Origin of the sequence: Microbacterium sp. NPDC087665 (assembly GCF_044743285.1) — a bacterium.
In the GTDB taxonomy this organism is placed as follows: domain Bacteria; phylum Actinomycetota; class Actinomycetes; order Actinomycetales; family Microbacteriaceae; genus Microbacterium.
This window is the reverse complement of sequence record NZ_JBIUWD010000004.1, coordinates 1-24,295: the sequence shown is the minus strand read 5'-3', so window position 1 is coordinate 24,295 and position 24,295 is coordinate 1. Positions and strand designations below refer to the sequence as shown.

Sequence of the window (24,295 nt, the reverse complement as noted above, 5' to 3'; positions counted from 1 at the left end):
AACAACCGGCGTTCTGAGATGGAGGATGCCCGCTCAGCTCGTCGCGGGATCCGGGCGCTCCACGTCGAGCAGCGCATCCAGACCGAGCGCATCCCGGAGCGTATCCCACCCCTCGGCGGTCGCCGCCGCGGCTTCGCGATCGGTGAGGAGGCGCAGAGTGCGGACATGGCCGACGACGTGACCGTCGTCGTTGCGCACCTCATCGAAAGCGTCTCCCCACCGCGACGGCGTCGCCATGATCGCCGAGATCGCGGTGCCGGTCAGGAACGGGGCATCGTTGCGCCATGGAGCCAGCATCGGGGGCACGCGCCTGTGGGTGGCGATGTCGTCGCAGACGATTCGCAGAGCGACGAGCGCGGCACCCTGCTGGCCGTCGACCACTTCGACCGCGAGTTCGACGCGCTCACCGGAATCGGTGACGAGCCGCGAGGCACCCGACGTCATGACCGTGATCGGACCGTCTGCCGGTCGCTTCTCCACGACCATCACCGCACCGCCGATGCGCTCCTCGTAGACGATCGGATCGACGCCCAGCGCATGGAACACATGCATCGGGAAGGAATCGTCGCTCACTGCGGAAACAGGGATGTCATCGCTCACGACGCCAGCCTAGATGCCGCGACGGCACCTCGTGATCGTCACCGCCGGCGCTGACACTTCGGGCAGAAGTGGGAGCCGCGGTTCATGAAGCTCTCGCGCACGATGGGCGTGCCGCAACGCGGGCAGGGCTTGCCCTGCTGACCGTAGGCATTGAGAGAGTGCGCGAAGTAACCCGCCTGGCCGTTCACGTTCACGTACTGCGCATCGAAGCTCGTACCGCCTTCGGCCAGCGCTTTCGCGAGCACGGAGCGGACTTCGGCCAGTATCCGCCGCACGGCTTGGGTCGACAGACCGTCGGCAGGAGTCTCCGGGTGGATGCGCGCTGCCCAGAGCGCTTCGTCGGCGTAGATGTTGCCGATGCCGCTCACGACCGTCTGATCGAGGAGCACGCGCTTGATCGCGCTCTTCTTCTTGCCCACTGCTGCACGGAAGACCAAGTCGTCGAAGAACGGATCGATCGGATCGCGCGCGATATGCAGCACCTGCGTGGGGACGATCGTCGCGCCATCGCGAACGAGCCGATCCACCGCCAGCGAACCGAAGGTGCGCTGATCGGCGAACACGACGGCGAGTTCACCGTGCACGGGATGATCGACATGGATGCGGATGCGCTCGTGTCGCTCCGAGACCGCGTCCGGCGCGCGCAGCAGCAGCTGTCCACTCATACCGAGGTGTGCGATCAGCGCCGAGTCATCGGTGGCGAGCGGCAACCAGAGGAACTTTCCCCGTCGCGACGCCGATGCGATCGTGCGGCCTTCGAGTCGAGCGACGAAGTCCGCAGCGCCCGCCCCGTGCCGTGTCAGCGCGCGCTCATCGAAGACGCTGACGCCCGTGATCGTCGAACCGGTGACCGCCGGGGCGAGCCCGGCGCGGACTACCTCGACTTCGGGCAGCTCAGGCACGCGCGTCGAGCATGCGCCACGCGCTGAGTGCGGCCGCCATCTCGGCGGTCTTCTTGCTGCTGCCGATGCCGTTCATGCTCACATCGCCGACGACGACCGTGGCGGTGAACCGACGATCGTGATCGGGCCCGCTCGCCACGACCGCATACTGCGGCGGGGTCGCGCCGATGCGCGCCGCCAACTCCTGCAGGCTCGTCTTGGGGTCCATCGCAGCGCCGTACCGCTCGGGGTCGGCGAGCAGCGGCCTCGTCAGTCGGAGCACCAGTTCGGTCGCAGCATCCGGCCCTGCAGACAGGTAGGTGGCGCCGATGACGGCCTCCATCGTGTCGGCGAGAATCGAGTCCTTATCGCGACCACCGGTCTGCTCTTCACCACGTCCCAGCAGCAGATGGCTACCGAGATCGATGCCACGAGCCACCTCGGCCAGCGCCACCGTCGAGACGACGCTCGCGCGCCGCTTCGCCAGCTGCCCTTCGTCGAGGTCGGGATGCGTCGTGAACAGCATCACCGTGACGGCCTGACCCAGCACGGAATCGCCGAGGAACTCGAGACGCTCGTTGTGCGGGATACCGCCGTGCTCGTACGCGTAGGAGCGGTGGGTGAGGGCCAACTCCAGAAGCTCCGCGTCGATATCGACGCGGAGCTTGGCTGGGAGAGGTCGCTTCCCCTCAGGGACCTCCGTCACGATGACTCGCGACTCAGACGTCAGCGACCTTGCGGCCCTTGTACTCAAGGAAGAGCTCGGTGCCCTGCGAGTCGGTGACGACCTTCGCCTGGTGCGGGCGGCTGTAGACCGTCTTGCCATTCTCGATCGTCTTGACGAGCGCGATGGGCGCCGCCTTCCACTGCGCGCGGCGCGAGCGGGTGTTCGAACGGGAAACCTTGCGCTTCGGGGGGTTACCAGCCATGACTAGCTCTCTTCTTTCTCGGCGGTCCGGCTCTGTGCCGTTCCGTCTTGGTCTGTGATTTGCTGGAGCGCACTCCACCGAGGATCGATGGGAGCGGCCTGCTCCGTGCCAGTGTTCGTGGTCAGTCTTTCGCCCGTTTCCGGGTCGAGACCCGGGCAATCCGGCTGACACACCGGCTGAAATGGAAGCGCCAGTACGGTCGCATCCCTGACAAGAGTTTCAAGATCCACGTGGTCGTCTTGAACCTCGAAGTCAGTTTCTTCCTCACCAGGATACGCGAAAAGCTCCTGGAACTCGACTTCGACAGGCTGACGGATGTCGATCAGGCATCTTCCGCAGACGCCGGAGTACGTGGCGTCAACGGTGCCGGTCACGAGAATGCCCTCATGGACCGACTCGAGACGCACGTCGAGGTCGATCTCGGATCCGGCTTCGAAGGACACGATGCCTTCGCCCCATTGCTCTTTGAGGGCGACGGAGAAGGCGTGTTCGCGCATCTCGCCCGGCCGTCGGACGATGTCGCGGGCAGGCAGGATGAAAGGGCCGTTCAATCGGGATCTCACGCGTCCCATGCTACCGGCCCCGCCTCGGAAGAGGCTCGACGGCGACGCTCGACGCTAGAGGCCTCGGGAACCCGTGTCGAGGAAAGCGGCCACAGCCGCGGGCACGTAGGGCGTGACATCGCCGCCCAGCGACGCGACCTGACGGACGAGCGAGCTCGACACCATCGCGTGCGACGGATCAGGAAGCAGGAACACCGTCTCGATGTCGGCCAGGTGCCGGTTGACGATCGCCATCGGAGCCTCGTACGCGACATCGATCTGCGAACGGATGCCCTTGACCAGCACGCCGGCGTTGACGTCGCGCGCATAGTCGACGAGCAGACCCATGCTCCAGGAGCCGATGACGATGTTTCCCGGCATCCCGTCGTCGGCGATAGACCGCTCGAGCAGAGAGAGCCGCTGAGCGATGGGAAGCATCGCCTCTTTGCCGGGGTTGTGCACGACGAGCACGTGCAGCTCGTCGAAGAGGATCGCCGCACGGCGAATCACATCGAGATGGCCCAGCGTGGGCGGATCGAACGAACCCGGGACGACGGCGATCCTGCTGCTCATACGACCCAGCCTAGGGCACACCCTCGGCGGCTCTCCCGATCGCGTGATCGCCGACTGTCAGTTCTTCACGAGCGCCGCCCGGTCTTCGTCGCTGACCCGGCGAGTGATCGCCTCTCGCAGGCCTTCATGACGCGCGAGGTCGGGATCGTCGAGGAGGATCTCCTCCCCCAGCTCACGCGCACGCACGATCAGGCCGGCATCCTTGACCACGCGCAACAGCTTGAGAGACGACCTGACGCCGGCTTGCGCGGCGCCCAGGACGTCTCCTTCCCCGCGCAGCTCGAGGTCGACCTCGGCCAGAGCGAATCCGTCGAGGGTCGCGGCCACAGCATCGACGCGCTCTCGCGCGACCGAATCCGACTCGGCCTCGGTCACCAGCAGGCAGAGTCCCGGGACTCCCCCTCGTCCGACGCGTCCGCGCAACTGATGGAGTTGGGAGACACCGAACCGATCGGCATCGAGAACGATCATGGTCGACGCATTCGGCACGTCGACGCCGACCTCGATGACCGTCGTCGCGATCAGCAGATCGATCTCGCCACGCGCGAACGCCTGCATCACGGCGTCTTTCTCATCGGACCGCATGCGTCCATGCAGGACGGCCCTGCGCAGGCCACCGAGCGTCGGGTGCGTCGACAGCGCCTCGTCGAGCTGCACGACGCCCCAGCGCGGACCGGCGGCGCCCTCCGGGGCGAGCAGGGATTGCTCGCCCGCCTCGCCCGTCTTCTTGGTCGTATCGATCGCGGCGCACACCGCGAAGACCTGGCGCCCCCGTGCGATCTCTTCGGCGGCGCGTTCCCACACCCGGTTGAACCAACCGGGGTGCTCGGCCAGAGGAGCGACGAACGTCTCGATACCCGCGCGCCCCGCCGGCATCGTGCGGATCACAGACGTGTCGAGATCGCCGAAGACGGTCATTGCCACCGTGCGCGGGATCGGAGTGGCGGTGAGCACCAGCGCGTGCGGACTCGATCCCTTGGCTCGGAGAGCCTCGCGCTGCTCGACCCCGAAACGATGCTGCTCATCGACGACGACGAGCCCCAGATCGGCGAACGTGGTCTTCTCCCCGAGCAGAGCGTGCGTCCCCACGACGATGAGCGCCTGGCCGGATGCAACCCGCAACGCCGCCTTGCGTCGCTCGGCGGCGGGCATCTGGCCGGTGAGCAGCGTCGGCATCACCAGGGGCGCCAGGTCGCGACCCAGCATCTTGGTGATCGATCGCAGATGCTGCCCTGCCAGGACCTCGGTCGGAGCGATCAATGCTGCCTGTCCACCGCTCTCGGCGACCTGCAGCATCGCACGCAGGGCGACGAGCGTCTTGCCCGAACCCACCTCGCCCTGCACGAGCCTGTTCATCGGCCACGCCCCGACGAGGTCGGCGGCGACCTGCACCCCCACCGACTGCTGGTCGGGCGTGAGCGTATAGGGCAACCCCGCGTCGAAGCGTTCGAGCAGCCCGCCGGGCTGGGAGGGGCGAGGCGTGGCGGAGAGTGACCGCACCGCGTCACGCTGCTGCAGGAGTGCCGTCTGCAGAGTGAGCGCCTCGTGCATGCGCAGGGTGCGTACGGCGGGATCGATGTCGTTGCGCGTGGCCGGCCGATGGATCTTCTCGAGTGCATCGCGCGCTGTGAGCAGCTCTTCACGCACGCGAACGGATTCCGGAAGCGGGTCAGGAGCATCGACGAGGTCGTCCAGCACCCGTCCGATGAACCGGGCGATCTGCCAGGTCTGAATGGTCGACGTCGCGGGGTAGATCGGAATCGGCACGGCAGCTCGCGCATCCGCACTGCGACGCGCCGAGTCCTCGTCGTCGAAGAGCTCGTATTCGGGATGTGCGAACTGCGTGACGCCGTTGAACTCTCCGACCTTGCCGGAGAACACTCCGCGTCGCCCGACCGCGAGATCGTTGGAGCGCCACTCCGCCTGACCGATGTTCTTGGCGAAGAACATCAGCGACATGCGACCGACACCATCGCCGATGACCACGTCGACCATGGCACCCTGCCGGTTGCGCATGCGTCGGAAGCTCGACGACAGCACCTCGGCGACGATCGTGACCGTCTCTCCGATCGGGAGCTCGCGGATCGGCGTGAGCTCACCGGGATCCGCGTAGCGGCGTGGGTAGTGCGAGAGCAGATCGCCGACCGTGCGCATGGAGAACGCGCGGCCCAGCGTCTTCGCGGTCGCCGCGCCCAGGGCGTCGTCGAGCGACGAGTCCAGGGTGAGCGGCATGGATCGAGTCTAGGGAACCCGTCCGACACTCGGAGCACGCGCGCTGTCGTATCGTGAGTGGGTGACGAGGATCATCGCCGGGACAGCCGGAGGCACCCGCCTGGAAGTGCCGGATGCCGGGACCAGACCGACGAGCGATCGCGTGCGCGAATCGCTCTTCGGGTCACTCGAGTCGGCCGGAGCGATCGATGACGCTCGCGTACTCGACCTCTACGCCGGTTCCGGTGCGCTCGGGCTGGAATCTCTCAGCAGGGGCGCCCAGAGCGCGGAGCTGGTGGAACGCGGGCGGGCCGCCGCCGCGGTCGTCCGCCGGAATGCGACCGCCGTCGCTCGCGCGGGGAACCTCCCCACCGCTCGCGTGCACGAGAGTGCGGTGCATCCGTTCCTGGTGCGCACGCAGGGCCCCTTCGATCTCGTCTTCACCGATCCCCCGTACGATCTCGATGACGACGCGATGACCGCGGACCTCGTCGCCCTCGCCCCCTCGCTGTCGTCTGACGCGCTCGTCGTCATCGAGCGCGCACGCCGGTCGACGCCGCCGGACCTCGAAGCCGCCGGACTCGAGCTCGTCCGCGAGAAGACCTACGGGGACACCACGATCTGGTGGGCGCAACCGCGCCTGCAGCCGACCGGCGCCGATCAGCCCACTGCCGAGTCCCAGTCGCGGTAAGGGTCCCATCCGGCCACGTCGACGACCCGACCGTCGCGGAGCACACCCGCCTCGCCGCGTTCCTGCACCCGACCGATGATGCGGAAGCCCGGTGCGAGAACACCGTCGGGGAACGTCGCGAGCAGGGCATGATCCTCCCCGCCCGCCAGCGCGCGCTCGGGGTTGTTCCCCAGCGCTGAGCCATCCAGGGCGAACGTGACGTCGGAGGCATCCGCCATCCGCCCTGCGTCGAGGGCGAGCCCATCGGAGATGTCCATCATGGCCGTGGCTCCCGCCACCGCGGCCATCGGGCCCAGACCGATCGGAGGAGAAGGCCGCAGTTGGGCGGCGACGGCCGCCGACTCCCCTGCGGCGAGCTTCGACACGTCGACGGGCACAGGGCGATCGTCTTCTCGGAACCGGCCGAACAGCACGGCGAGTCCGTGGGCGGCGAGACCCATCTCGCCCGCGACCGCGATCGAGTCCCCCGGACGCGCACCCGATCGCGTGACCGCCCGACGATCTTCCAGATCTCCGAGCGCGGTGACGGCAACCGTGAGGACATCGGACACAGTGAGGTCCCCGCCGACCACGGAGCATCCGGGAGCGAGCGCGGCGCAGGCTTCGCGGAAGCCGTCTGCGAGGCGCTCCACGAACGACAGACGAAGGTCTCGAGGGATCGCGAGTGCGACGAGCAGCGCCGTGGGACGAGCGCCCATCGCGGCGATGTCCGCGAGATTGACCGCAGCCGCCTTCCACCCGAGGTCGTATCCCGAGGTCCACGCCAACCGGAAGTCGGGTCCGTGCACGAGGGTGTCGGTGGTGGCGACCACGGATCCCGACGGTGCCGCGATCACGGCGGCGTCATCGCCCGGACCGAGGATGGTGTGAGTGGCCGGTGCCGTGCGGGAGAGGATCGCTCGCAGAATCTGCCCTTCGGACAGGTCTCCGAGCAGAGGATCGTCGGCTTCGGGTCGGGAGGGCATGCTCACAAAGGTAGCCTGGAAGCATGCCTCTTCCCCGTCGCCTCGTCGCTGCCGTCGCGGTTGCGGGGACTCTGGCGTTCGCCCTCGTCGGTTGCTCCACGACGATCCATCTCGACCCCGCCGACGACGCGAACAATCCTGCCTGCGCCGACGTGTCGGTGCTGCTTCCCGCCAACGTCTCCGGGTTCGACCGCGTCTGGACCGACGCGCAGGCCACGGGCGCCTGGGGAGATCCGACGATCGTGCTCCGCTGCGGCGTCGCCCCGCCGGCCCCCTCCGACCTCGTCTGCACCACCGTGGGGAGCGTCGACTGGCTCGTGCTCGAGCAGGAGGAGGAGCGCCAGCGCCTCGTCACCTACGGCCGTGATCCCGCCGTCGAGGTCATCATCCGCCGCGAGGCCCAGATCGACTTCCGCACGGTCATCGAGAAGCTGTCCGCAAGCATCCAGCCGGGCCTCTCGCCCGCGACGGCGCAGTGCACCGACCGCGTCGAACCCCCCGCCGACTGACGGGCCGCGTCTAGACTCGCGGCATGAACCGGAATCCAGCGAACCGTGTCGCGCTCGTCGCGGCCCTCATGGTCGGCGTCGGCGCTCTGCTCAGCGGATTCGTCGGATACCTCTTCGTCGTCGGTGGGGTGCCCGCAATCCCTCGGGTCTGGCTGCTCCCCGACCCGATCGGGTGGTGGGTCGGTCGCCCCGGCTCCCCCCTGGGGACGGTGGGGATGCTCGTGGCCGTCGTCCTGCTGACCGGACTGACCTGGCTCTTCGTCCGCATGGTCGCTCGAGGCGCGGCGCCCGGTCGCGGGGCGGCGGTATTCTTCGGTACCTGGGGCGCCATCGTCGTCGCGGGGTGGGCAGCCGGTGTGGCACGGACTCCGCTGGCGCTGTCCGCACTGCGCATTCCCACCGAGCAGGTCGAGATGTATCAGTCGCAGTTCTTCAGCATGAGCACGACCGGTGTCACCTGGGCGCTCTTCTGGGGATGGGTGACCGCCCTCGTCGCTGCCCTGATCCACCGCGCATCATCCGGCACCGTCTCTCCTGCACAGCCGGGCGCCGCACCGCAGAACGCATACCCGGTCGCCGGGTATGGTCACCCGGCTCCGCCGGTCGCGCCCTACCCGCCGGCTCCCGGCCCGCAGGCGCCGCCGTCGTATCCGCCGCAGCCGCCGCACGCGGGGTGAGGGCGATCAGCGGCGAAGACCTGCTTCGATGAGTTCGGAGATCAGGTCGCCGTAGCTCAGGCCCGAGGCGACCCAGCACTTCGGGAACATCGAGATCGGGGTGAACCCCGGCATGGTGTTGAGCTCGTTGACGATGAGCCCGCCGTCGGCCGTCAAGAACATGTCGACGCGCGCGAGCCCCCGGCCTTCCACCGCCTCGAAAGACCGGATGGCGGCATCCTGGATCGACGCGATCTCCGCCTCGGTGAGTTCGGCAGGGCACACGACATCGACACCGTCACCGCCCAGGTACTTGCCCTCGAAGTCGTAGAACCCGCGTGACGTCAGGACGATCTCGCCCGGGAGGGAGGCGCGCACGCCGTCGGCGCTCTCGAGCACCGCGACCTCGATCTCGCGACCACTCACGCCCGTCTCGATGAGCACCTTGTCGTCTTCGGCGAAAGCGATCGCCAGGGCCGCATCCAGTTCCGACAGCGACTCGACCTTGGACACGCCCACGCTCGAGCCGGCACGGGCCGGCTTGACGAACAACGGCAGACCGAGCTCGGAAGCCCGCGCACGCACGTGCTCCGACCCGCTGTCCCAGTCCCGGCGGCGTACCGTCACCGACGGCGCCACGGCGATACCCGCCGCCTGCAGCGCGATCTTCATGAAGTGCTTGTCCATGCACAGAGCGGAGTCGAGCACCCCACCACCGGCGTACGGCACCTCGAGCGTGTCGAAGTAGCCCTGAATCGTTCCGTCTTCGCCATGCGGGCCGTGGAGGATGGGCAGGACGATGTCGATCTCACCGAGGCCGGTGACCGTACCGTCGCTTTGGACGACACGAAGCGTGCGATCTCCGCCGGGCTCGGGCCACAGCACCCGCGTGCCGTTGTCGACGACCTCGGGCAGGTGCGCCGCATCCAACGGGAACTTCGCCGGATCGTCCTCTTCGAGCACGAACGCCCCCTCGCGCGTGATCCCGACCGGGATCACCGCGTAGCGGTCGCGATCAATCGCGCCCAGCACTCCGCCCGCCGTTGCGGAACTGATCGAATGCTCGCTGGAGCGCCCTCCGAACAGCACCACCACCGTCTGCTTGTCCATGGTTGGTCCTCTCCCCCTGCGGGGTGTCATCGTCTGTCGTCAGGTGGGGTGCGATGTCGCGCGGGTTCATCTTCCCGTCGAGCACCATCTTCACCTGTTCGACAATGGGCATGTCGACCTCGGACTCCCGCGCGAGCTGCAGTACCGGAGCCACGGACGCGAGTCCTTCGGCCGTCTGCTGCATCTGCTTCACGACGTCCTGGAAGCTGTACCCCTGGCCGAGAAGCCGACCGGCTGTGTTGTTGCGGCTCAGCGGCGACTGGCAGGTGGCGATCAGATCGCCGAGACCCGCCAGTCCCTGGAGCGTCTCCGGATGGGCGCCATGCGCCACCGCGAAGTCCGTCATCTCGACGAGACCGCGCGTGATGATCGACGCCTTGGTGTTCTCGCCGTATCCGACGCCGTCGACGATGCCGATCGCGACGGCGATCAGGTTCTTGAGCACCCCGCCGAACTCGGTTCCGATCACGTCGGTGTTCACGAACGTGCGGAAGTAGCTGTTGCGTGCCGCGCGAGCGACCACCTCGGCCGTCTCCTGGCTGCGCGAGGAGATCACGGCGGCGGTCGGCTGCTCGCGCGCTATCTCGAGTGCGAGGTTGGGCCCCGAGGCCACCGCGATGCGATCGGGATCGCACCGCATCTCCTGCTGGATCACCTGGCTCATGCGCAGCCCGGTGCCGCGCTCGACGCCCTTCATGAGGCTGACGATCTTGGCGTCGGAATCGGCGATCAGGGGTCGCAGCGCCTTGAGATTCTCGCGCAGCGACTGGCTGGGCACCGAGAGGTATACCTGATCGACGCCGTCCAGCGCCGTCGCGAGCTCGTGCGTGGCGGCCATCGTCCGCGGCAGATTGATGCCGGGAAGGTAACGCGAGTTGCGCTTGGCCTCGTCGATCTCGTGCGCGAGCTCTGCGCGGCGCGCCCACATCGTCACCTGCGCCCCGCCGTCGGCGAGGATCTTGCCGAAGGTGGTTCCCCAGCTGCCGGCGCCGATGACGGCGACACGCGGACCAGTGGGCGCTGTTCTCTTAGGAGTCAAGGCGTCCTGTCTCCTTCTGACCGTGCGACGAGGGATTCCAGCGTTCGGCCGGCGCCTTCTCGTCGCGAAGCTGTTCGAGGAGCGCGGTGATGCCCTGCATCAGACGCGATGTCGCCTCGTTGAGGGCCGCGGGTTCCGTCGCGCGTGCGCGCAGGTCGGAGACGTCGATCGGATCGCCGATGAGCACGCGAACCGGCTTGCGCAGCGGCCAGAGGCTCAGACCCTTCTGGTAGCGACCCATGATCTCCTGCGTGCCCCACTGGGCCATCGGGATCAGCGGGATGCCGTCGGCCAACGCCAGTCGCACGGCACCGGACTTTCCCCTCATCGGCCAGAGATCGGGGTCTCGCGTCAGCGTGCCTTCGGGGTAGACGATGACGCCGCGCCCGTGCTCGACCAGATCCGCCGACTGCTTCATCGTCTGCTTGGCCGAGGCCGCCGAGGAGGTGCGCGCGACGGGGATCATGCCCGTACGGTGCAGGAACCATCCCAGCACGGGGACCTTGAAGAGACTCTCCTTGGCCATGAAGCGCGGTGCACGGCCGGCTCGCCACACGGCGACGGCGACGATGAGCGGATCGAACTCCGAGTAGTGGTTCGGTGCAAGAACGTACGATCCTTCGCGTGGGAGCTTGTCGGCTCCCGTGATACGGATCTTCGCGATCAACGAGACGAGCGGCACGACCAGCCCCGCCAGGGGCCAGAAGATGCTCGGTCGCGACTTCTCGAGCGACCTCTGGGGCATCGGGGTCACCGCAGAACGTCGAAGTCGGCGCCCACCGCGTCGAGCTTGGCGAGGAACTTCTCGTATCCGCGGCTGAGGATGTCGACGCCGGAGACCTTCGACTCGCCCGACGCGGTCAGCGCGGCGATGACATGGCTGTAGCCACCTCGAAGGTCGGGGACGACGATGTCGGCGCCGTGCAGCGGCGTGGGTCCCGTGATCACAGCGGCCTGCTCGAGGTCGCGACGGGGAACGCGGCGGGGTCCTGCCTGCAGGCCCTGCGGATGCACGACGATGTCGGCACCCATCTTGACGAGCGCGTCGGTGAAGCCCATCCGGTTCTCGTACACGGTCTCGTGCACGACGGAGCGTCCGTTCGCCTGGGTCAGCGCGACGACGAGAGGCTGCTGCCAGTCGGTCATGAAGCCGGGGTGCACGTCGGTCTCGACGACGACCGGGCGCAGCTCGCCTTCGCGACGGAACAGGATGCCGTCTTCCTGGATGTCGAACCATCCGCCCGCCTTGCGGAAGACGTTGAGGAAGGTGAGCATCTCCTGCTGCTTGGCGCCGCCGACGAAGATCTCGCCGTCGGTCGCGAGCGCCGCCGAAGCCCAGGAAGCGGCCTCGTTGCGGTCGAAGATCGAGCGGTGGTCGTACCCGCGAAGGGTCTCGACTCCCTCGATGACGATGACCCGGTTGGGCTCGTAAGAGATGATGGCGCCCATCTTCTGCAGCACCGCGATGAGATCCATGATCTCGGGCTCGATGGCGGCGTTGCGAAGCTCGGTGACGCCCTCGGCGCGCACCGCGGTGAGGAGCACCTGCTCGGTGGCCCCCACGCTCGGGTAGGGCAGGTGGATGTTCGCGCCGTGCAGACGTCCGTTCGGACGCGAGAGGCGGATGCCGCTGGGCAGTTTCTCGACGACGGCGCCGAACTTGCGCAGGGCGTCCAGGTGGAAGTCGATCGGGCGGTCGCCGATACGGCAGCCGCCGAGGTCCGGGATGAATGCCTGGCCCAGACGGTGCAGCAGCGGTCCGCAGAAGAGGATCGGAATACGCGAGGCACCGGCGTGAGCGTCGATCTCCTCGAAGTGCGCCGACTCGACGTCACTCGGGTCGAAGACGAGGGAGCCGGGCTCGTCGCCCTCGCTCACCCGCACGCCGTGGACCTCGAGGAGCGAGCGCACGACGGCGACATCGCTGATCGCCGGCACGTCGCGCAGGGTGCTGACCGTCTCACCCAGGAGCGAGGCGACCATCGCCTTGGTCGCGAGGTTCTTCGCGCCCTTGACGTCGACGCGGCCGCGCAGCGGCCGTCCGCCTCGAATCGCGAGGACGTCTCCGGTGAGTGCGGGGACTCCGTCCGGAAGAGCGTCGCGCACGGGTGTCGTCATTCGGAGCCTCACTTCATTTACGAAAAGTCGGGGGCGGATGCCCCTTGGTCCACCCGCGCCTCCCCCGTTACAGAACGGGAAGGGTCCGGGGCCGCCACGACTCGCGACGGGCCTCGAACTGCGCGATCTTGTCTTCGTTGCGCAGTGTGAGCCCGATGTCATCGAGCCCTTCGAGGAGCCGCCATCTAGTGTAATCGTCGATCCCGATGTCGGCCTGGATGTCGCCGATCGACGCGGTCCGCGCCTCGAGGTCGACGGTCATCCGAGCGCCGGGATTCCGGTCGATCTCGGCCCAGATCCGCTCCAGATCTTCTTCGGAAATGGTTGCCGCGAGCAGTCCCTGCTTGCCCGAGTTGCCTCGGAAGATGTCGGCGAAGCGCGGGCTCAGGACGACGGAGAAACCGAAGTCCCGCAGCGCCCAGACCGCGTGCTCACGACTCGATCCGGTCCCGAAGTCGGGCCCGGCGACCAGCACGGATGCGCCCTGGAATGCGGGCTGGTTCAGAACGAACTCGGGATCCTGACGCCAGCCGTGGAACAGCGCGTCTTCGAAGCCGGTCTTCGTCACGCGCTTGAGGAACACCGCGGGGATGATCTGATCGGTGTCGACGTTCGAGCGCTTCAACGGTGCCGCGATGCCGGTGTGGGTGATGAACTTCTCCATGATCAGGCCTCCAGATCACTCGGGCTGGACAGGGTTCCGCGAATGGCGGTGGCAGCGGCGACGAGCGGCGACACGAGGTGCGTGCGCCCGCCCTTGCCCTGGCGTCCCTCGAAGTTGCGGTTCGATGTCGACGCGCACCGCTCGCCGGGGGCGAGCTGGTCGGGGTTCATCCCCAAGCACATCGAGCAACCGGCGAATCGCCACTCGGCTCCGAAGTCCTTGATGATCTGATCGAGGCCCTCTGCTTCCGCTTCGAGCCGCACGCGGGCGGAGCCGGGAACGACCATGACGCGCACGCCATCGGCCTTCTGCTTGCCCTGGATGATCGACGCGAATGCCCGGAGATCCTCGATGCGGCTGTTCGTGCACGACCCCATGAAGACGGCATCGACCGGCACCTCTTTGAGCGGGGTGCCCGGGGTCAGGTCCATGTACTCGAGTGCACGCTCGGCAGCCGCACGCTCGTTCGCGTCGGCGATGCCGGCGGGATCCGGCACCGAGGCCGACAACGAGCTGCCCTGTCCGGGGTTCGTTCCCCAGGTGACGAACGGCTCGAGATCGTCGGCGTCGATGAAGACCTCGGCGTCGAAGACCGCACCGTCATCGGTCGGCAGCGTGCGCCAGTAGGCGACGGCGTCATCCCAGTCCTGCCCCTTGGGGGCGTGGGCGCGTCCGTCGAGATAGGCGAAGGTGGTCTCGTCCGGGGCGACCATGCCCGCCCGAGCGCCGGCCTCGATCGACATGTTGCAGATCGTCATCCGGCCCTCCATCGAGAGCGCGCGGATCGCACTGCCGCGGAACTCGAGCACGTAGCCCTGTCCTCCGCCGGTTCCGATCTTCGCGATGACCGCAAGGATGATGTCCTTCGCCGTGACACCGGGACGCAGCGTGCCGTCGACGTTGATGGCCATCGTCTTGAAAGGCTTCAGCGGCAACGTCTGGGTCGCCATGACGTGCTCGACCTCGCTGGTGCCGATACCGAACGCCATCGCGCCGAACGCGCCGTGCGTCGACGTGTGCGAGTCTCCGCACACGACGGTGATGCCCGGCATCGTGAGTCCGAGCTGCGGCCCGACCACATGCACGATGCCCTGCTCGGCGTCGCCCAGCGAGTGCAGGCGGACGCCGAACTCGGCGGCGTTGCGACGCAGCGTCTCGATCTGCGTGCGACTGGTGAGGTCGGCGATGGGCTTGTCGATGTCCCACGTGGGCGTGTTGTGGTCTTCGGTGGCGATCGTCAGATCGAGGCGACGCAACGGACGTCCCTCGGACCGCAGCCCGTCGAAGGCCTGTGGACTCGTCACCTCGTGCACCAGGTGGAGATCGATGTAGATGAGGTCCGGTTCCCCGTTCTCACCCTTCACGACCAGGTGGTCATCCCAGACCTTCTCGGCCAGGGTTCTCGGGCGTGAGGAATCGACGTCGACTGCGGGGGTGTTCATGGCTCTTCTCCTGAAGCTGGCGGGTCGGCCCACGTTGGACTCCGCGACGAGGAGGGGCTCAGAACGAGGTCTCGTCGCGGCCGCTAAGAAGGAGCACGGTCCGCATGACGTCAGATTACCACCGCTTCGGCATGCGATGACGCGCCGTGACACTCTACTGATCACCCGAATCATCGAGAGGCATCGCATGACCGTCGACAACGCCCGCTTCGCCACTCGCGCCGTGCATGCGGCGAGGACGCGCGACACCGCGGCCGCACGCGCCACACCGATCTACCTCACCGCCGGGTTCGAGTTCGACGACTTCGATCACGCGGCCGACCATTTCGGCACGGGAGCGGGATTCGGCTACACCCGGACGGGAAATCCCACCGTGCACGCGGTCGAGCGCCAGCTCGCGGCGCTCGAATCGGGTGCGGACGCGGTGCTCGTCGCCAGCGGCCAGGCGGCGGTCGTCACCGCTCTCCTCACCGTGGCGGGCGCCGGTGACCACATCGTGTCGTCGACCCACATCTATGAGGGCAGCCGTGGCCTGTTCCTCGACAACCTCGCCCGGCTGGGCATCGAGACCACGTTCGTCGACGACATCGCGGATCCGGATGCCTGGCGCTGCGCGATCCGTCCGAACACCCGGGCGCTGTTCGCCGAATCGATCGCGAACGCCCGCAACGACATCCTCGACATCGCCACTGTGAGCGCGGTCGCCGACGAATCGGCGATTCCGCTCATCGTCGACAACACCCTCGCGACGCCGTATCTTCTGCGTCCGCTCGAGCACGGCGCGGCGATCGTCGTGCACTCGGCGTCGAAGTTCCTCGCCGGGCACGGCTCCGTCCTCGGGGGCGTGATCGTCGACAGCGGCCGATTCGATGCGGAGGCCGCCGGACACAACGCGCCCCACCTCGTGCTGCCCGGTCGCGGCGGAACGCCCAGCGTCGCCGCCCGCCACGGTGGGAAGGCCCGTATCGCCTATGCCCGCGAGTCGGTGGCTCCCCGGTTCGGAGCTTCCCCTTCTCCACTCAATGCGTTCCTGATCGGACAGGGCGTCGAGACGCTCGGACTCCGCGTCGAACGCCAGTCCCGCAACGCCCAGGCGGTGGCGGAATGGCTCGCAGCGCATCCCGATGTCGAGAGCGTCGACTACGCCGGCCTGCCCTCGCACCCCGACCACGCGACCGCCTCGAGATACCTCGAGGGAGGATTCGGCTCGATCTTCACGTTCACACTTCGCGGCGGGCTGCCTGCCGCGCGCGCGTTCGTCGAGAACGTGGGCGTGTTCATCCATATGACGCACATCGGCGACGTGCGCTCTCTCGTACTGCACCCGGCGACGACCAGCCACGCGCAGCGCACCGACGAGGAGCGGTCGGCTCTCGGCATTGATCCCGGAACACTCCGGCTGTCCATCGGCATCGAAGACATCGATGATCTGATCGGCGACCTCTCCCGCGTGCTGCAGTCCACCAGGGAGGTCGTCGCATGACACGTCCACAGCACTTCGGCTGGTTCCTCGCACGCGGCTTCGGCCCGCAGGGCTGGGGCTATCCCGCTCTCGACTGGGACTACGACTGGACCCGACCGGAGATCTACCAGGAGGCCGCGCGCACCCTCGAGCAGGCAGGATTCGATCTCGTCATCATCGAGGACGGCCCGTCGTTGGGCTCTCCCTCGACCATCGACATCCGCGTTCGGCACGCGTTCGGCGGACCCAAGCACGACCCGCTGCTGCTCGCTCCGTACCTGTTCCAGGCGACGCGTCATCTGGGCGTCGTGCCCACCGTGAACCCCGCAGCCTCTCTGCCGTTCACCTCCGCCCGGCAGTTCTCGACGCTGCAGCATCTGAGCGGACACCGCCTCGGCCTCAACGTCGTCACCGACACCGGCAGCGCCCGGCACTTCTCCGATGCCGCCCAACTCGGACACGACGAGGCGTACGACCGCGCCGAAGAGTGGCTCAGCGGCATCCGCGAGCTCTGGCGCAGCTGGGACGACGGTGCCCTCGTGCTCGACCGCGACACCGACGTGTATGCCGACGGATCCAAGTTGCGCCCGGTACGTCATCGGGGCGAGTACTACGCATTCGACGGGCCGCTCAACGCCCTCCCCTTCACCGAGGGCGAACCCACGATCGTCTCCCCCGGCGGCTCGGGACGCGGGCTCGGATTCGCGGGTGCGAACTCCGACGTGCAGCTGGCACTCGCGCCCCTGCACGAGGCATCCGTCCGCGCCTACCGTACGAAGATCCATGACGCCGCGATCTCTCGGGGCCGACGGCCCGACGACATCAAGATCCTGTTCGCGATCCAGCCGGTGATCGTCTCGTCACCGGAGGAGGCCGACCGGATCGTCGCCGCCTCCGCGCATCCCGACGAGGACGCGCTCCTGCAGATCGCCCGCAAGCAGTCGAGCGACCTCGAGACCGACCTGACGGCGCTCGACCTGGATCGCCCCCTCGATCTCTCGATCTTCGGGGCCCACGTCTCGCGCGGAAGCATCCAACGCCTCGTCGGCGACCACGGCGAAGACGCTCCTCTGCGAGCACATCTCACCGCGCTCGTGCGCGCGGGGCGCATCAAGGACCGCAGCGGATTCGTCGGCACGGCCGAGGAGTTCGCCGATCTGATCGAAGAACTCGGCGAGTGGGGCAACGACGGCGTGCTGCTCTGGGGCGACTTCCACCCCGTATCGCTGCACCGCACGCTCGATGAACTCGTGCCGATCCTGCGTCGCCGGGGAATCCTGCGACGCGAGTACGTCGACGGGGGCCTGCAGGCGAACCTGGGCGCGTTCTGACCGCGCGCAGGTCGCCCCGCATCACTCGGTGACGGCTGCTCGCTTCTCGGCGCGCTTCTCGCGGGAGGCGGCGATGAGGCTCGCGATCGTCGCGACGGTCATCGACACCACGATGACTCCGAGCGAGACCATGTTGTCGATGTCGGGAACCCATTCGACGTGCTGTCCGCCGTTGATGAACGGCAGCTCGTTCTCGTGCAGCGCGTGCAGGATCAGCTTGATGCCGATGAATCCGAGGATCACGGCGATGCCGTAGTGCAGGTACCGCAGGCGATCGAGCAGGTCTCCCAGCAGGAAGTACAGCTGGCGCAGGCCCATCAGAGCGAAGATGTTGGCCGAGAAGACGAGGAAGCCGTTCGTCGTGATCTCGAAGATCGCGGGGATCGAGTCGATCGCGAAGATGAGGTCGGTCACGCCGATGGTGATGAAGACGATGATCATCGGCGTCCACATCCGCTTGCCGTCGACGGTCGTGCGCAGCTTCGAGCCGTCGTAGCCCTCGCTGATGTCGATCCGGCGACGCAGCAGACGCACGATGAAGTTCTCGCGCTGCATCTCGCCCTCGTGATCACCCTCGGGCATCGCCTGCCGGATCGCCGTCCAGATCAGGAACGCGCCGAAGATGTAGAAGATCGGAGAGAAGTGCTCGACGATCGTGACGCCGACGAGGATGAACGCTCCTCGCAAGACCAGCGCGATGATGATTCCGACCATCAGCACCTGCTGCTGCAGGCGACGCGGCACCGCGAACTGGGCCATGATCAGCACGAAGACGAAGAGGTTGTCGATCGACAGGCTGTACTCGAGCGCCCACCCGGTGATGAAGTCGCCGGCATTGCGCCATCCGCCGACGTTGCCGAGCAGCACCGCGAACAGCAGAGCCAGTCCCACGTAGAAGACGACCCAGAGGGTGGACTCCTTGGTCGACGGGATGTGCGGGCGGAGCCGGATGAGCAGCAGGTCGCCGATGAGGATGATGGTGAGGACCACCATGGAGGTGATCTCGAACCACAGAGGGATTTCCAAGGGCGCACGGCACCTTTCGAAGGGGTTGGGAAAGAACCGAAAGTCTCTCCCCCGCACACAGGGTGCGTCGCGCGCCCGGAGCAGCGGCGCTGATGCTCGTGATGACGTTACGCGCGGGTCCGGGATACTCCCTCTCGCAGACGCAATGTTAGCGGAGCGCTGGGGAGCATGGTGAAATAGTCCGCGTGACCACGACTTCGCACCCTGACAACCCCGAGCACGGCATCGCTCCCCTCGTTGCGCCGCCTCGCAATTCCTGGGCCCGTTCGATCGGTTCCCTCATCTTCGTCAGCCGGTGGTTGCAGGCGCCGCTCTACCTCGGACTGATCGTCGCGCAGCTGGTCTACGTCGTCGTGTTCATGGTGGAACTGTGGCACCTGATCGCCGAAGACGTGTTCGGTGACATCACGCATATCGAAGAAGCCACGATCATGCTCACCGTGCTCGGTCTGATCGACGTGGTGATGATCGCGAACCTGCTGATCATGGTGATCATCGGCGGATACGAGACCTTCGTCTCGCGCATCAACACCGAGGGCCACCCCGACCAGCCCGAGTGGCTGTCACACGTCAACGCGAACGTGCTGAAGGTGAAGCTCGCGATGGCGATCATCGGCATCTCGTCGATCCACCTGCTCAAGACATTCATCGAAGTCGGCGGCATGAGTGAGTCGGGGATCAACGAAGACGGCGAGAAGTACACACCCACCGGCGTGCTGTGGCAGGTCGTCATCCACTGCGTCTTCATCTTCTCCGCTCTTGCCCTGGCATGGATCGACAAGATGTCGCAGAGCACCGCCAAAGCCGCTCACGACGCCGCCGCGCACTGATTCTGAGACGATGAGGCATCCCTCGACACTTTCCGGGTGAGAGACACCGAACGGAATCAGGATGCCTACGCAGACGAGTGATCAGAGATGGGCGGCGCAGGCCGCGGCCGGCGATGAGAACGCCTTCCGCGAGCTGTACCGGGCCCATGTGCGCCCCGTGTACTGGATCGCCCAGGGCATCCTCGCGTCCCCCGCGGACGCCGAGGATGTCACCCAGGAGACCTTCGTCGTCGCCTGGCGCAAGCTTCCTCGGCTGGAGCTGCAGGGAGAGTCGATCCTCCCGTGGCTCGCGACGATCTGCCGCTTCCAGGCGGCGAACCGTCTGCGGCAGCGTCGACGGGATCGGGCGAACACCGTCGACACGCTCGACGAGACCATTCCCGACACGGTCAGCGTCGAGGAGCAGGTGATCACCGCTGACCTGGCCGCCCGGATCGCCGATGAGGTCGGCACGCTGAGCGAGCTCGACCGCGAGGTCTTCCGGCTCTGCGCGACGGAGGGCTATGCCTACCAGACCGCCGCCGAAGAGCTGGGCGTCAGTCACGCCGTCGTTCGCAATCGTCTCTCGCGAGTGCGCACCCAGTTGCGGGGCGCTGTCAAGGAAGTGAGAGACGCATGAACGACCAGCACACACCCGACGAGCTTCCCGAGCTGTCCGACGAAGCGATCGCGCGGATCGAATCGCGGGTGTTCGCCGAGATCCGGACGGAGCCCGCTCCCCTGCATGCTGCCCCGGCGCGTGCACATTCCCGGTCGGGAGTGCGACGCCACCGCTGGTTGACCGGAGTGGGGGTCGCCGCGGCATTCGCCGCCGGCGTGCTCGTCACTCCCCCGATCCTCGGAGTGGTCGGATCGGGCTCGGTCATGAGCACGGCCGACGGCACGAGCTCCGACGGCGGCGCCGCACCGGTGTCGGGGGTCGCCATGCCGGACCAGAGCGTCGAGTCCTCGCGGAGCGGTGACGCCGACATGTCCGCCGAATCCGGAACCGCGATGAGTGCGGATGCCGTCGACAATGGTCGTGAGATCATCGCCACGGCGAATGCCACCCTGCAGGTGAAGGACATCGCCGATGCGGCCGATGCCGTCGCCGCTCTCGCCGCAGAGCATGGCGGGTACGTCGAGAGCACCGAGATCGGGAAGGCCGTCTCGGTCGATGGCACCTCCGAGCCCGCGCCGGCCGATTCGGGGTACGGCTGGGTGAGCATCCGCGTGCCGTCCGCGGACCTTCCCGCGGTGATCGCCGCGCTGGAGGACTCCGGCGAAGTGCTCTCGTCGTCGATCTCCCGTCAGGACGTCACCTCTGTCGCCGTCGACCTGCGTGCCCGTGTGGATGCCACCCGCGCGTCGGTCCAGCGGCTGACGGAGCTGATGGCGCAGTCCGGTTCGGTGTCGGAACTGATCGAAGCCGAGGTCGCCCTCACCGATCGTCAGGCCCAGCTCGAGTCCTACGAGCAGCAGCTCGCGTCGATCGAGGATCAGGTCGCCATGTCGTCGCTCCAGGTGCAGTTGACGCGCACCTCGGCTCCGACCACGGCCGATCCCGCCGGTTTCGCCGACGGACTGCTCGCCGGGTGGAACGGCCTGATCGTGTCGCTGAACGCGCTCGTGATCGCCGTCGGCTTCCTCCTCCCCTGGGCCGCCATCACGGCTGCGGCGCTCCTCGTGATCTGGCTGATCCGCCGCGCCCGGCGCGCGAACCGCAGCGCGCGGGAGGCGGCGGCCGTGGCTGACGCCGACTGATTCTTCCACCGACGAAGGGCCGCCTCGAGACACACCTCGGCGGCCCTTCGTCGCATGTCGGAATGCGCATACCTCCACGGATAGAGTCTTCGGCATGACCAGCGCCGCTACTGATTCGACGCCCCGCACCGTCCCCGCCGGGCGCGACCTCACCCTCGATCTGACGCGCGTGACCTGCGTGGTCTTCGTCGTGATCGTGCACATCCTGTTCACCGGCGTCGGCCGTGGCGAAGACGGTTCGCTGCTCATCGAGAAGACGGTCGAGGAGCAGCCCTGGTTCGTGCTGGCGACGTGGTTCGCCAACATCATGCCGCTGTTCTTCGTGGTCGGCGGGTACGCGGCTCGCGCGGGCTGGCGCTCGGCCGTCGCCCGAGGCGACTCCGCAGACACCTTCGTGCGGGTGCGTCTGGCCCGCCTCGCACAGCCCGCGTTGCCCGTGTTCGTGTTCTTCGCCATCGCCCTCGGCGCCACCCGCGCCCTCGACATCGATCCGACGCTCGTCGACACGATCGCGATCGGCGTGGGCTCGCCCCTCTGGTTCCTGGCCGCATACATGATCGTGCAGGCCGCCGCGCCCCTGATGATGCGCCTGCACGACCGCTTCGGCGGATGGGTGCTGGTCGGGCTGCTTGCTGCGGGGCTCGCGGTCGACGCGTTCCGATTCCTTTTCGTCGGCGGCGTTCTCGGCATCGACCTCGTGGCGCCCACCGGATACGGATTCGGACAGGAGCTGTTCGGCATCCCCAACATCGCCTTCATCTGGCTGTTCGCGCAGCAGATCGGTTTCTTCTTCTTCGACGGTTGGTTCTCCCGTCGATCCTGGTGGCAACTCGGTCTGCTGTTCGTCGGCGGTTACGCGGCCCTGTGGGGGCTGGTCTCGCTCGGCGGGTACTCGACGAGCATGCTCACGAATCAGTGGCCACCGACCGTTCCCCTCGCTATCCTGGCCGTGGCCCAGGCCGCCGCGTTGACGATGCTCCATCGTCCGTTGACCGCTCTGATGCGCACGCGGCCGGCCCAGGGAGTCGTGTTCGTGCTCGGATCGCGGCTGATGACCGTGTACCTCTGGCATCTTCCGGTGATCATGATCCTCATCGGCATCGAACTGCTCCTCCCCATTCCGATGCCCGCGCCCGGAAGCCCGCTCTGGTGGTGGACGCGCCCGATCTTCTTCGTCTTCGTGCTCGGCGCCGTGTGGCTGCTGTCGCTCTGGCTCGTGCGCTTCGAAAAGGCACCCCGTGCGGGAGTGCCCCGGTTCCCGTCGACCACGGCGACCGTGCTCGCGGTGCTGATCTTCGTCGCACCGGTGATCGCGATCACGATGTACGGGCTCGACTTCCCTCTCGCCGCGGCCGCTCTGGTATGCACCGGAGTCGCGCTCTGGCTCACAGGCTCCCGTCGTAGCGCGTAACCGGGGCGGGAGAATGACGAAAGCCCCCGGTCCTGTTTCCAGGATCCGGGGGCTTTCACATTGTGTGACCCCAGCGGGATTCGAACCCGCGTTACCGCCGTGAGAGGGCAGCGTACTAGGCCGCTATACGATGGGGCCGTATGTGGAACGTTTCCGTCCCGCGACAACCGTTCAAGTATGCCATGACGATTCTCACTGCGCCAAATCGAGGTGAGCCTGTTCGCGCGCCCGGGCGTGGCGCGCTCGCGAACACGGTTTGCGGAGGGAACTCGGAGGGAGTTGACTCGACCCATGCGCGTGACAAAGTTCGAACATGCCAGCCTCCGGATCGACCAGAACGGTGAGACACTGCTCATCGATCCGGGCTCGTTCACCGCTCCCCTGCATGATCTGGGCTCGCTCGTCGGTGTGGTGATCACCCACGAGCATCCTGATCACTGGACGCCGGAGCACCTCGATCGCATCCTCCGGGCAGCCCCCGGCACCCCGATCTTCGCCCCCGCGGGCGTCGCGCGAGCGGCCGAAGGATACGAAGTCACCGTCGTCGCGCCCGGCGACACCCGCACGATCGGCGAGTTCACCCTGCGCTTCTTCGGCGGCACGCACGAGGTCATCCACTCGTCGCTCCCCGTGGTCGAGAACGTCGGCGTGCTCGTCAACGATCAGCTGTACTACCCCGGCGACTCCTACGCCGTGCCGGAGGGCGTGTCGGTCGACACCCTCGCCGCTCCTCTGGGCGCCCCGTGGCTGAAAGTGGGCGAGGCGATGGACTACGTGCTGGCTGTGATGCCGCGCCGCGCCTTCGGCACGCACGACATGACGCTTTCGGTGATCGGTAAGGGCATGCACCGCCAGCGCCTGCAGTGGGCCACCGAACAGGGCGGCGGGGAATTCTCCATTCTCGAGCCCGGAGAGTCCATCGACCTGTGACGGCTCACGTCCGTCGGGTGCTTCCGGATGCGACCGAGCGACTGCGCTTCCGCGAGATGGCCCCCTCAGATCTCGACGCGATGGCGGACATGCTCGGGGATCCCGAGGTCATGACGTTCTACCCGGCTCCGGAGACGCGAGACGAGAGCGCCGGCTGGATCGAGGGGATGCAGCGGCGATACCGCGAGCACGGACACGGACTGTGGATCATCGAGACGCACGACGGCGATTTCGTCGGGGAATGCGGAATCACGTGGCAGTCGGTGAACGAGGTCGCGGTGCTCGAAGTCGGCTATCACGTGCGCCGTGCGATGCAGCGCCGCGGCTACGCGACCGAAGCGGCCCGCGCCTGCGTCGAGCTGGTGCGACGCGAGTTCGCCCCGACGCTCCTCACCGCGATCATCCACCCCGACAACACCGCGTCACGCCGCGTCGCCGAAGCACTCGGCATGAGGCATATCGACGATGATCATGCGCATCCGTGGATCGTGCGCACCGTCATGGGGATGCAGGTCGAGCCAGCAGCCTCGCGCTAGATGTACTGACCCGGATCGTTGTTGACGTAGGAGAGACCTTCGGTGTCGAGTGGGAGCTGTCTAGGTTCCTGTTCGATCACACGAAGGTCTCTCATG

The 24,295-nt window shown here is 67.3% G+C and carries 26 protein-coding genes and 1 tRNA gene; 11 read left to right on the top strand and 16 right to left on the bottom strand.

Going from position 1 to position 24,295, the window contains the following annotated elements; translation table 11 throughout:
- Nucleotides 1–33: 33 nt before the first annotated feature.
- The 7 genes from ACIOSY_RS09945 to ACIOSY_RS09915 all read right to left on the bottom strand — a co-directional run bounded on the left by ACIOSY_RS09945 (nucleotide 34) and on the right by ACIOSY_RS09915 (nucleotide 5,757).
- Entirely contained in the window at nucleotides 34–600 is a 567-nt protein-coding gene (locus ACIOSY_RS09945; RefSeq protein WP_400852704.1) for a suppressor of fused domain protein, read from the bottom strand.
- Between the two features lie 38 nt (nucleotides 601–638).
- On the bottom strand, nucleotides 639–1,502 hold the full coding sequence (gene mutM / locus ACIOSY_RS09940) for a bifunctional DNA-formamidopyrimidine glycosylase/DNA-(apurinic or apyrimidinic site) lyase (protein WP_400852702.1): 864 nt from the start codon (nucleotides 1,500–1,502) through the stop codon (nucleotides 639–641).
- Complete coding sequence (rnc, locus tag ACIOSY_RS09935; protein WP_400852700.1) at nucleotides 1,495–2,187, bottom strand: ribonuclease III; 693 nt, start codon at nucleotides 2,185–2,187, stop codon at nucleotides 1,495–1,497. Before rnc ends, mutM begins: the two co-directional genes overlap by 8 nt.
- Nucleotides 2,188–2,200: 13 nt before the next feature.
- Nucleotides 2,201–2,410: a 50S ribosomal protein L32 gene (gene rpmF / locus ACIOSY_RS09930; protein ID WP_282217297.1), complete on the bottom strand. Its 210-nt coding sequence runs from the start codon at nucleotides 2,408–2,410 to the stop codon at nucleotides 2,201–2,203.
- 2 nt (nucleotides 2,411–2,412) lie between these two features.
- Nucleotides 2,413–2,961 carry a YceD family protein gene (locus tag ACIOSY_RS09925; RefSeq protein ID WP_400853808.1) on the bottom strand — a complete coding sequence of 183 codons (549 nt, stop codon included), beginning with the start codon at nucleotides 2,959–2,961 and terminating at the stop codon, nucleotides 2,413–2,415.
- 66 nt (nucleotides 2,962–3,027) lie between these two features.
- Entirely contained in the window at nucleotides 3,028–3,525 is a 498-nt protein-coding gene (coaD, locus tag ACIOSY_RS09920) for a pantetheine-phosphate adenylyltransferase (RefSeq protein ID WP_400852697.1), read from the bottom strand.
- Nucleotides 3,526–3,582: 57 nt separating this feature from the next.
- The gene (locus tag ACIOSY_RS09915; protein ID WP_400852695.1) at nucleotides 3,583–5,757 is read right to left on the bottom strand and encodes an ATP-dependent DNA helicase RecG; all 2,175 of its coding nucleotides are present in this window, start codon (nucleotides 5,755–5,757) and stop codon (nucleotides 3,583–3,585) included.
- A gap of 61 nt (nucleotides 5,758–5,818) precedes the next feature.
- Here ACIOSY_RS09915 and rsmD point away from each other — a divergent pair, with 61 nt between their 5' ends.
- Nucleotides 5,819–6,427, top strand: a complete 609-nt coding sequence (gene rsmD / locus ACIOSY_RS09910; RefSeq protein WP_400852693.1) for a 16S rRNA (guanine(966)-N(2))-methyltransferase RsmD — start codon at nucleotides 5,819–5,821, stop codon at nucleotides 6,425–6,427.
- Here the strand turns inward: rsmD and thiL are convergent.
- A complete protein-coding gene (gene thiL / locus ACIOSY_RS09905) occupies nucleotides 6,397–7,392 on the bottom strand; it encodes a thiamine-phosphate kinase (RefSeq protein ID WP_400852691.1) in 996 nt (331 codons plus the stop codon). The genes rsmD and thiL overlap by 31 nt on opposite strands.
- 23 nt (nucleotides 7,393–7,415) lie before the next feature.
- Here thiL and ACIOSY_RS09900 point away from each other — a divergent pair, with 23 nt between their 5' ends.
- Together ACIOSY_RS09900 and ACIOSY_RS09895 are read left to right on the top strand one after the other, a co-directional pair.
- Entirely contained in the window at nucleotides 7,416–7,901 is a 486-nt protein-coding gene (locus tag ACIOSY_RS09900; RefSeq protein ID WP_400852689.1) for a DUF3515 family protein, read from the top strand.
- Between the two features lie 23 nt (nucleotides 7,902–7,924).
- Nucleotides 7,925–8,578, top strand: a complete 654-nt coding sequence (locus ACIOSY_RS09895) for a hypothetical protein (RefSeq protein ID WP_400852687.1) — start codon at nucleotides 7,925–7,927, stop codon at nucleotides 8,576–8,578.
- 6 nt (nucleotides 8,579–8,584) lie between these two features.
- On the opposite strand, the gene ACIOSY_RS09890 is transcribed toward ACIOSY_RS09895, so the two are convergent.
- From ACIOSY_RS09890 to leuC, 6 genes are all read right to left on the bottom strand, one after another.
- Entirely contained in the window at nucleotides 8,585–9,667 is a 1,083-nt protein-coding gene (locus ACIOSY_RS09890; RefSeq protein ID WP_400852685.1) for a D-alanine--D-alanine ligase family protein, read from the bottom strand.
- Nucleotides 9,573–10,706 (bottom strand): NAD(P)H-dependent glycerol-3-phosphate dehydrogenase, encoded by a 1,134-nt coding sequence (locus ACIOSY_RS09885; RefSeq protein ID WP_400852683.1) that lies wholly within the window; start codon nucleotides 10,704–10,706, stop codon nucleotides 9,573–9,575. The genes ACIOSY_RS09890 and ACIOSY_RS09885 overlap by 95 nt, the downstream gene beginning before the upstream one ends.
- Nucleotides 10,696–11,451, bottom strand: coding sequence for a lysophospholipid acyltransferase family protein (locus ACIOSY_RS09880; protein WP_400853806.1), 756 nt, complete (start codon nucleotides 11,449–11,451; stop codon nucleotides 10,696–10,698). The genes ACIOSY_RS09885 and ACIOSY_RS09880 overlap by 11 nt, the downstream gene beginning before the upstream one ends.
- A 5-nt stretch (nucleotides 11,452–11,456) precedes the next feature.
- The gene (gene murA / locus ACIOSY_RS09875; protein WP_400852681.1) at nucleotides 11,457–12,824 is read right to left on the bottom strand and encodes a UDP-N-acetylglucosamine 1-carboxyvinyltransferase; all 1,368 of its coding nucleotides are present in this window, start codon (nucleotides 12,822–12,824) and stop codon (nucleotides 11,457–11,459) included.
- A gap of 67 nt (nucleotides 12,825–12,891) precedes the next feature.
- Complete coding sequence (leuD, locus tag ACIOSY_RS09870) at nucleotides 12,892–13,488, bottom strand: 3-isopropylmalate dehydratase small subunit (RefSeq protein ID WP_400852679.1); 597 nt, start codon at nucleotides 13,486–13,488, stop codon at nucleotides 12,892–12,894.
- A gap of 2 nt (nucleotides 13,489–13,490) precedes the next feature.
- Nucleotides 13,491–14,930 (bottom strand): 3-isopropylmalate dehydratase large subunit, encoded by a 1,440-nt coding sequence (leuC, locus tag ACIOSY_RS09865; protein ID WP_400852677.1) that lies wholly within the window; start codon nucleotides 14,928–14,930, stop codon nucleotides 13,491–13,493.
- Nucleotides 14,931–15,117: 187 nt separating this feature from the next.
- Here leuC and ACIOSY_RS09860 point away from each other — a divergent pair, with 187 nt between their 5' ends.
- Entirely contained in the window at nucleotides 15,118–16,413 is a 1,296-nt protein-coding gene (locus ACIOSY_RS09860; RefSeq protein WP_400852675.1) for an O-acetylhomoserine aminocarboxypropyltransferase/cysteine synthase family protein, read from the top strand.
- Complete coding sequence (locus ACIOSY_RS09855; protein ID WP_400852673.1) at nucleotides 16,410–17,723, top strand: LLM class flavin-dependent oxidoreductase; 1,314 nt, start codon at nucleotides 16,410–16,412, stop codon at nucleotides 17,721–17,723. The genes ACIOSY_RS09860 and ACIOSY_RS09855 overlap by 4 nt, the downstream gene beginning before the upstream one ends.
- A 21-nt stretch (nucleotides 17,724–17,744) precedes the next feature.
- Here the strand turns inward: ACIOSY_RS09855 and ACIOSY_RS09850 are convergent, their stop codons facing one another.
- Nucleotides 17,745–18,749: a TerC/Alx family metal homeostasis membrane protein gene (locus tag ACIOSY_RS09850; protein ID WP_400852671.1), complete on the bottom strand. Its 1,005-nt coding sequence runs from the start codon at nucleotides 18,747–18,749 to the stop codon at nucleotides 17,745–17,747.
- Between the two features lie 185 nt (nucleotides 18,750–18,934).
- Here ACIOSY_RS09850 and ACIOSY_RS09845 point away from each other — a divergent pair, with 185 nt between their 5' ends.
- The 4 genes from ACIOSY_RS09845 (at nucleotide 18,935) to ACIOSY_RS09830 (ending at nucleotide 22,733) form a co-directional block, all read left to right on the top strand.
- A complete protein-coding gene (locus ACIOSY_RS09845; protein WP_400852669.1) occupies nucleotides 18,935–19,579 on the top strand; it encodes a TIGR00645 family protein in 645 nt (214 codons plus the stop codon).
- 61 nt (nucleotides 19,580–19,640) lie between these two features.
- Entirely contained in the window at nucleotides 19,641–20,198 is a 558-nt protein-coding gene (locus ACIOSY_RS09840) for an RNA polymerase sigma factor (RefSeq protein ID WP_400852667.1), read from the top strand.
- Nucleotides 20,195–21,322, top strand: a complete 1,128-nt coding sequence (locus ACIOSY_RS09835) for a DUF4349 domain-containing protein (protein ID WP_400852665.1) — start codon at nucleotides 20,195–20,197, stop codon at nucleotides 21,320–21,322. The genes ACIOSY_RS09840 and ACIOSY_RS09835 overlap by 4 nt, the downstream gene beginning before the upstream one ends.
- A 94-nt stretch (nucleotides 21,323–21,416) precedes the next feature.
- Entirely contained in the window at nucleotides 21,417–22,733 is a 1,317-nt protein-coding gene (locus ACIOSY_RS09830; RefSeq protein ID WP_400852663.1) for an acyltransferase, read from the top strand.
- A gap of 65 nt (nucleotides 22,734–22,798) precedes the next feature.
- On the opposite strand, the gene ACIOSY_RS09825 is transcribed toward ACIOSY_RS09830, so the two are convergent.
- Nucleotides 22,799–22,871, bottom strand: a tRNA-Glu gene (locus ACIOSY_RS09825).
- Nucleotides 22,872–23,024: 153 nt separating this feature from the next.
- On the opposite strand from ACIOSY_RS09825, the gene ACIOSY_RS09820 reads away from it, so the two are divergent.
- Both ACIOSY_RS09820 and ACIOSY_RS09815 read left to right on the top strand, forming a co-directional pair.
- Complete coding sequence (locus ACIOSY_RS09820; RefSeq protein ID WP_400852661.1) at nucleotides 23,025–23,663, top strand: MBL fold metallo-hydrolase; 639 nt, start codon at nucleotides 23,025–23,027, stop codon at nucleotides 23,661–23,663.
- Nucleotides 23,660–24,199: a GNAT family N-acetyltransferase gene (locus ACIOSY_RS09815; RefSeq protein WP_400852659.1), complete on the top strand. Its 540-nt coding sequence runs from the start codon at nucleotides 23,660–23,662 to the stop codon at nucleotides 24,197–24,199. The genes ACIOSY_RS09820 and ACIOSY_RS09815 overlap by 4 nt, the downstream gene beginning before the upstream one ends.
- The last annotated feature ends 96 nt before the right edge of the window (nucleotides 24,200–24,295 follow it).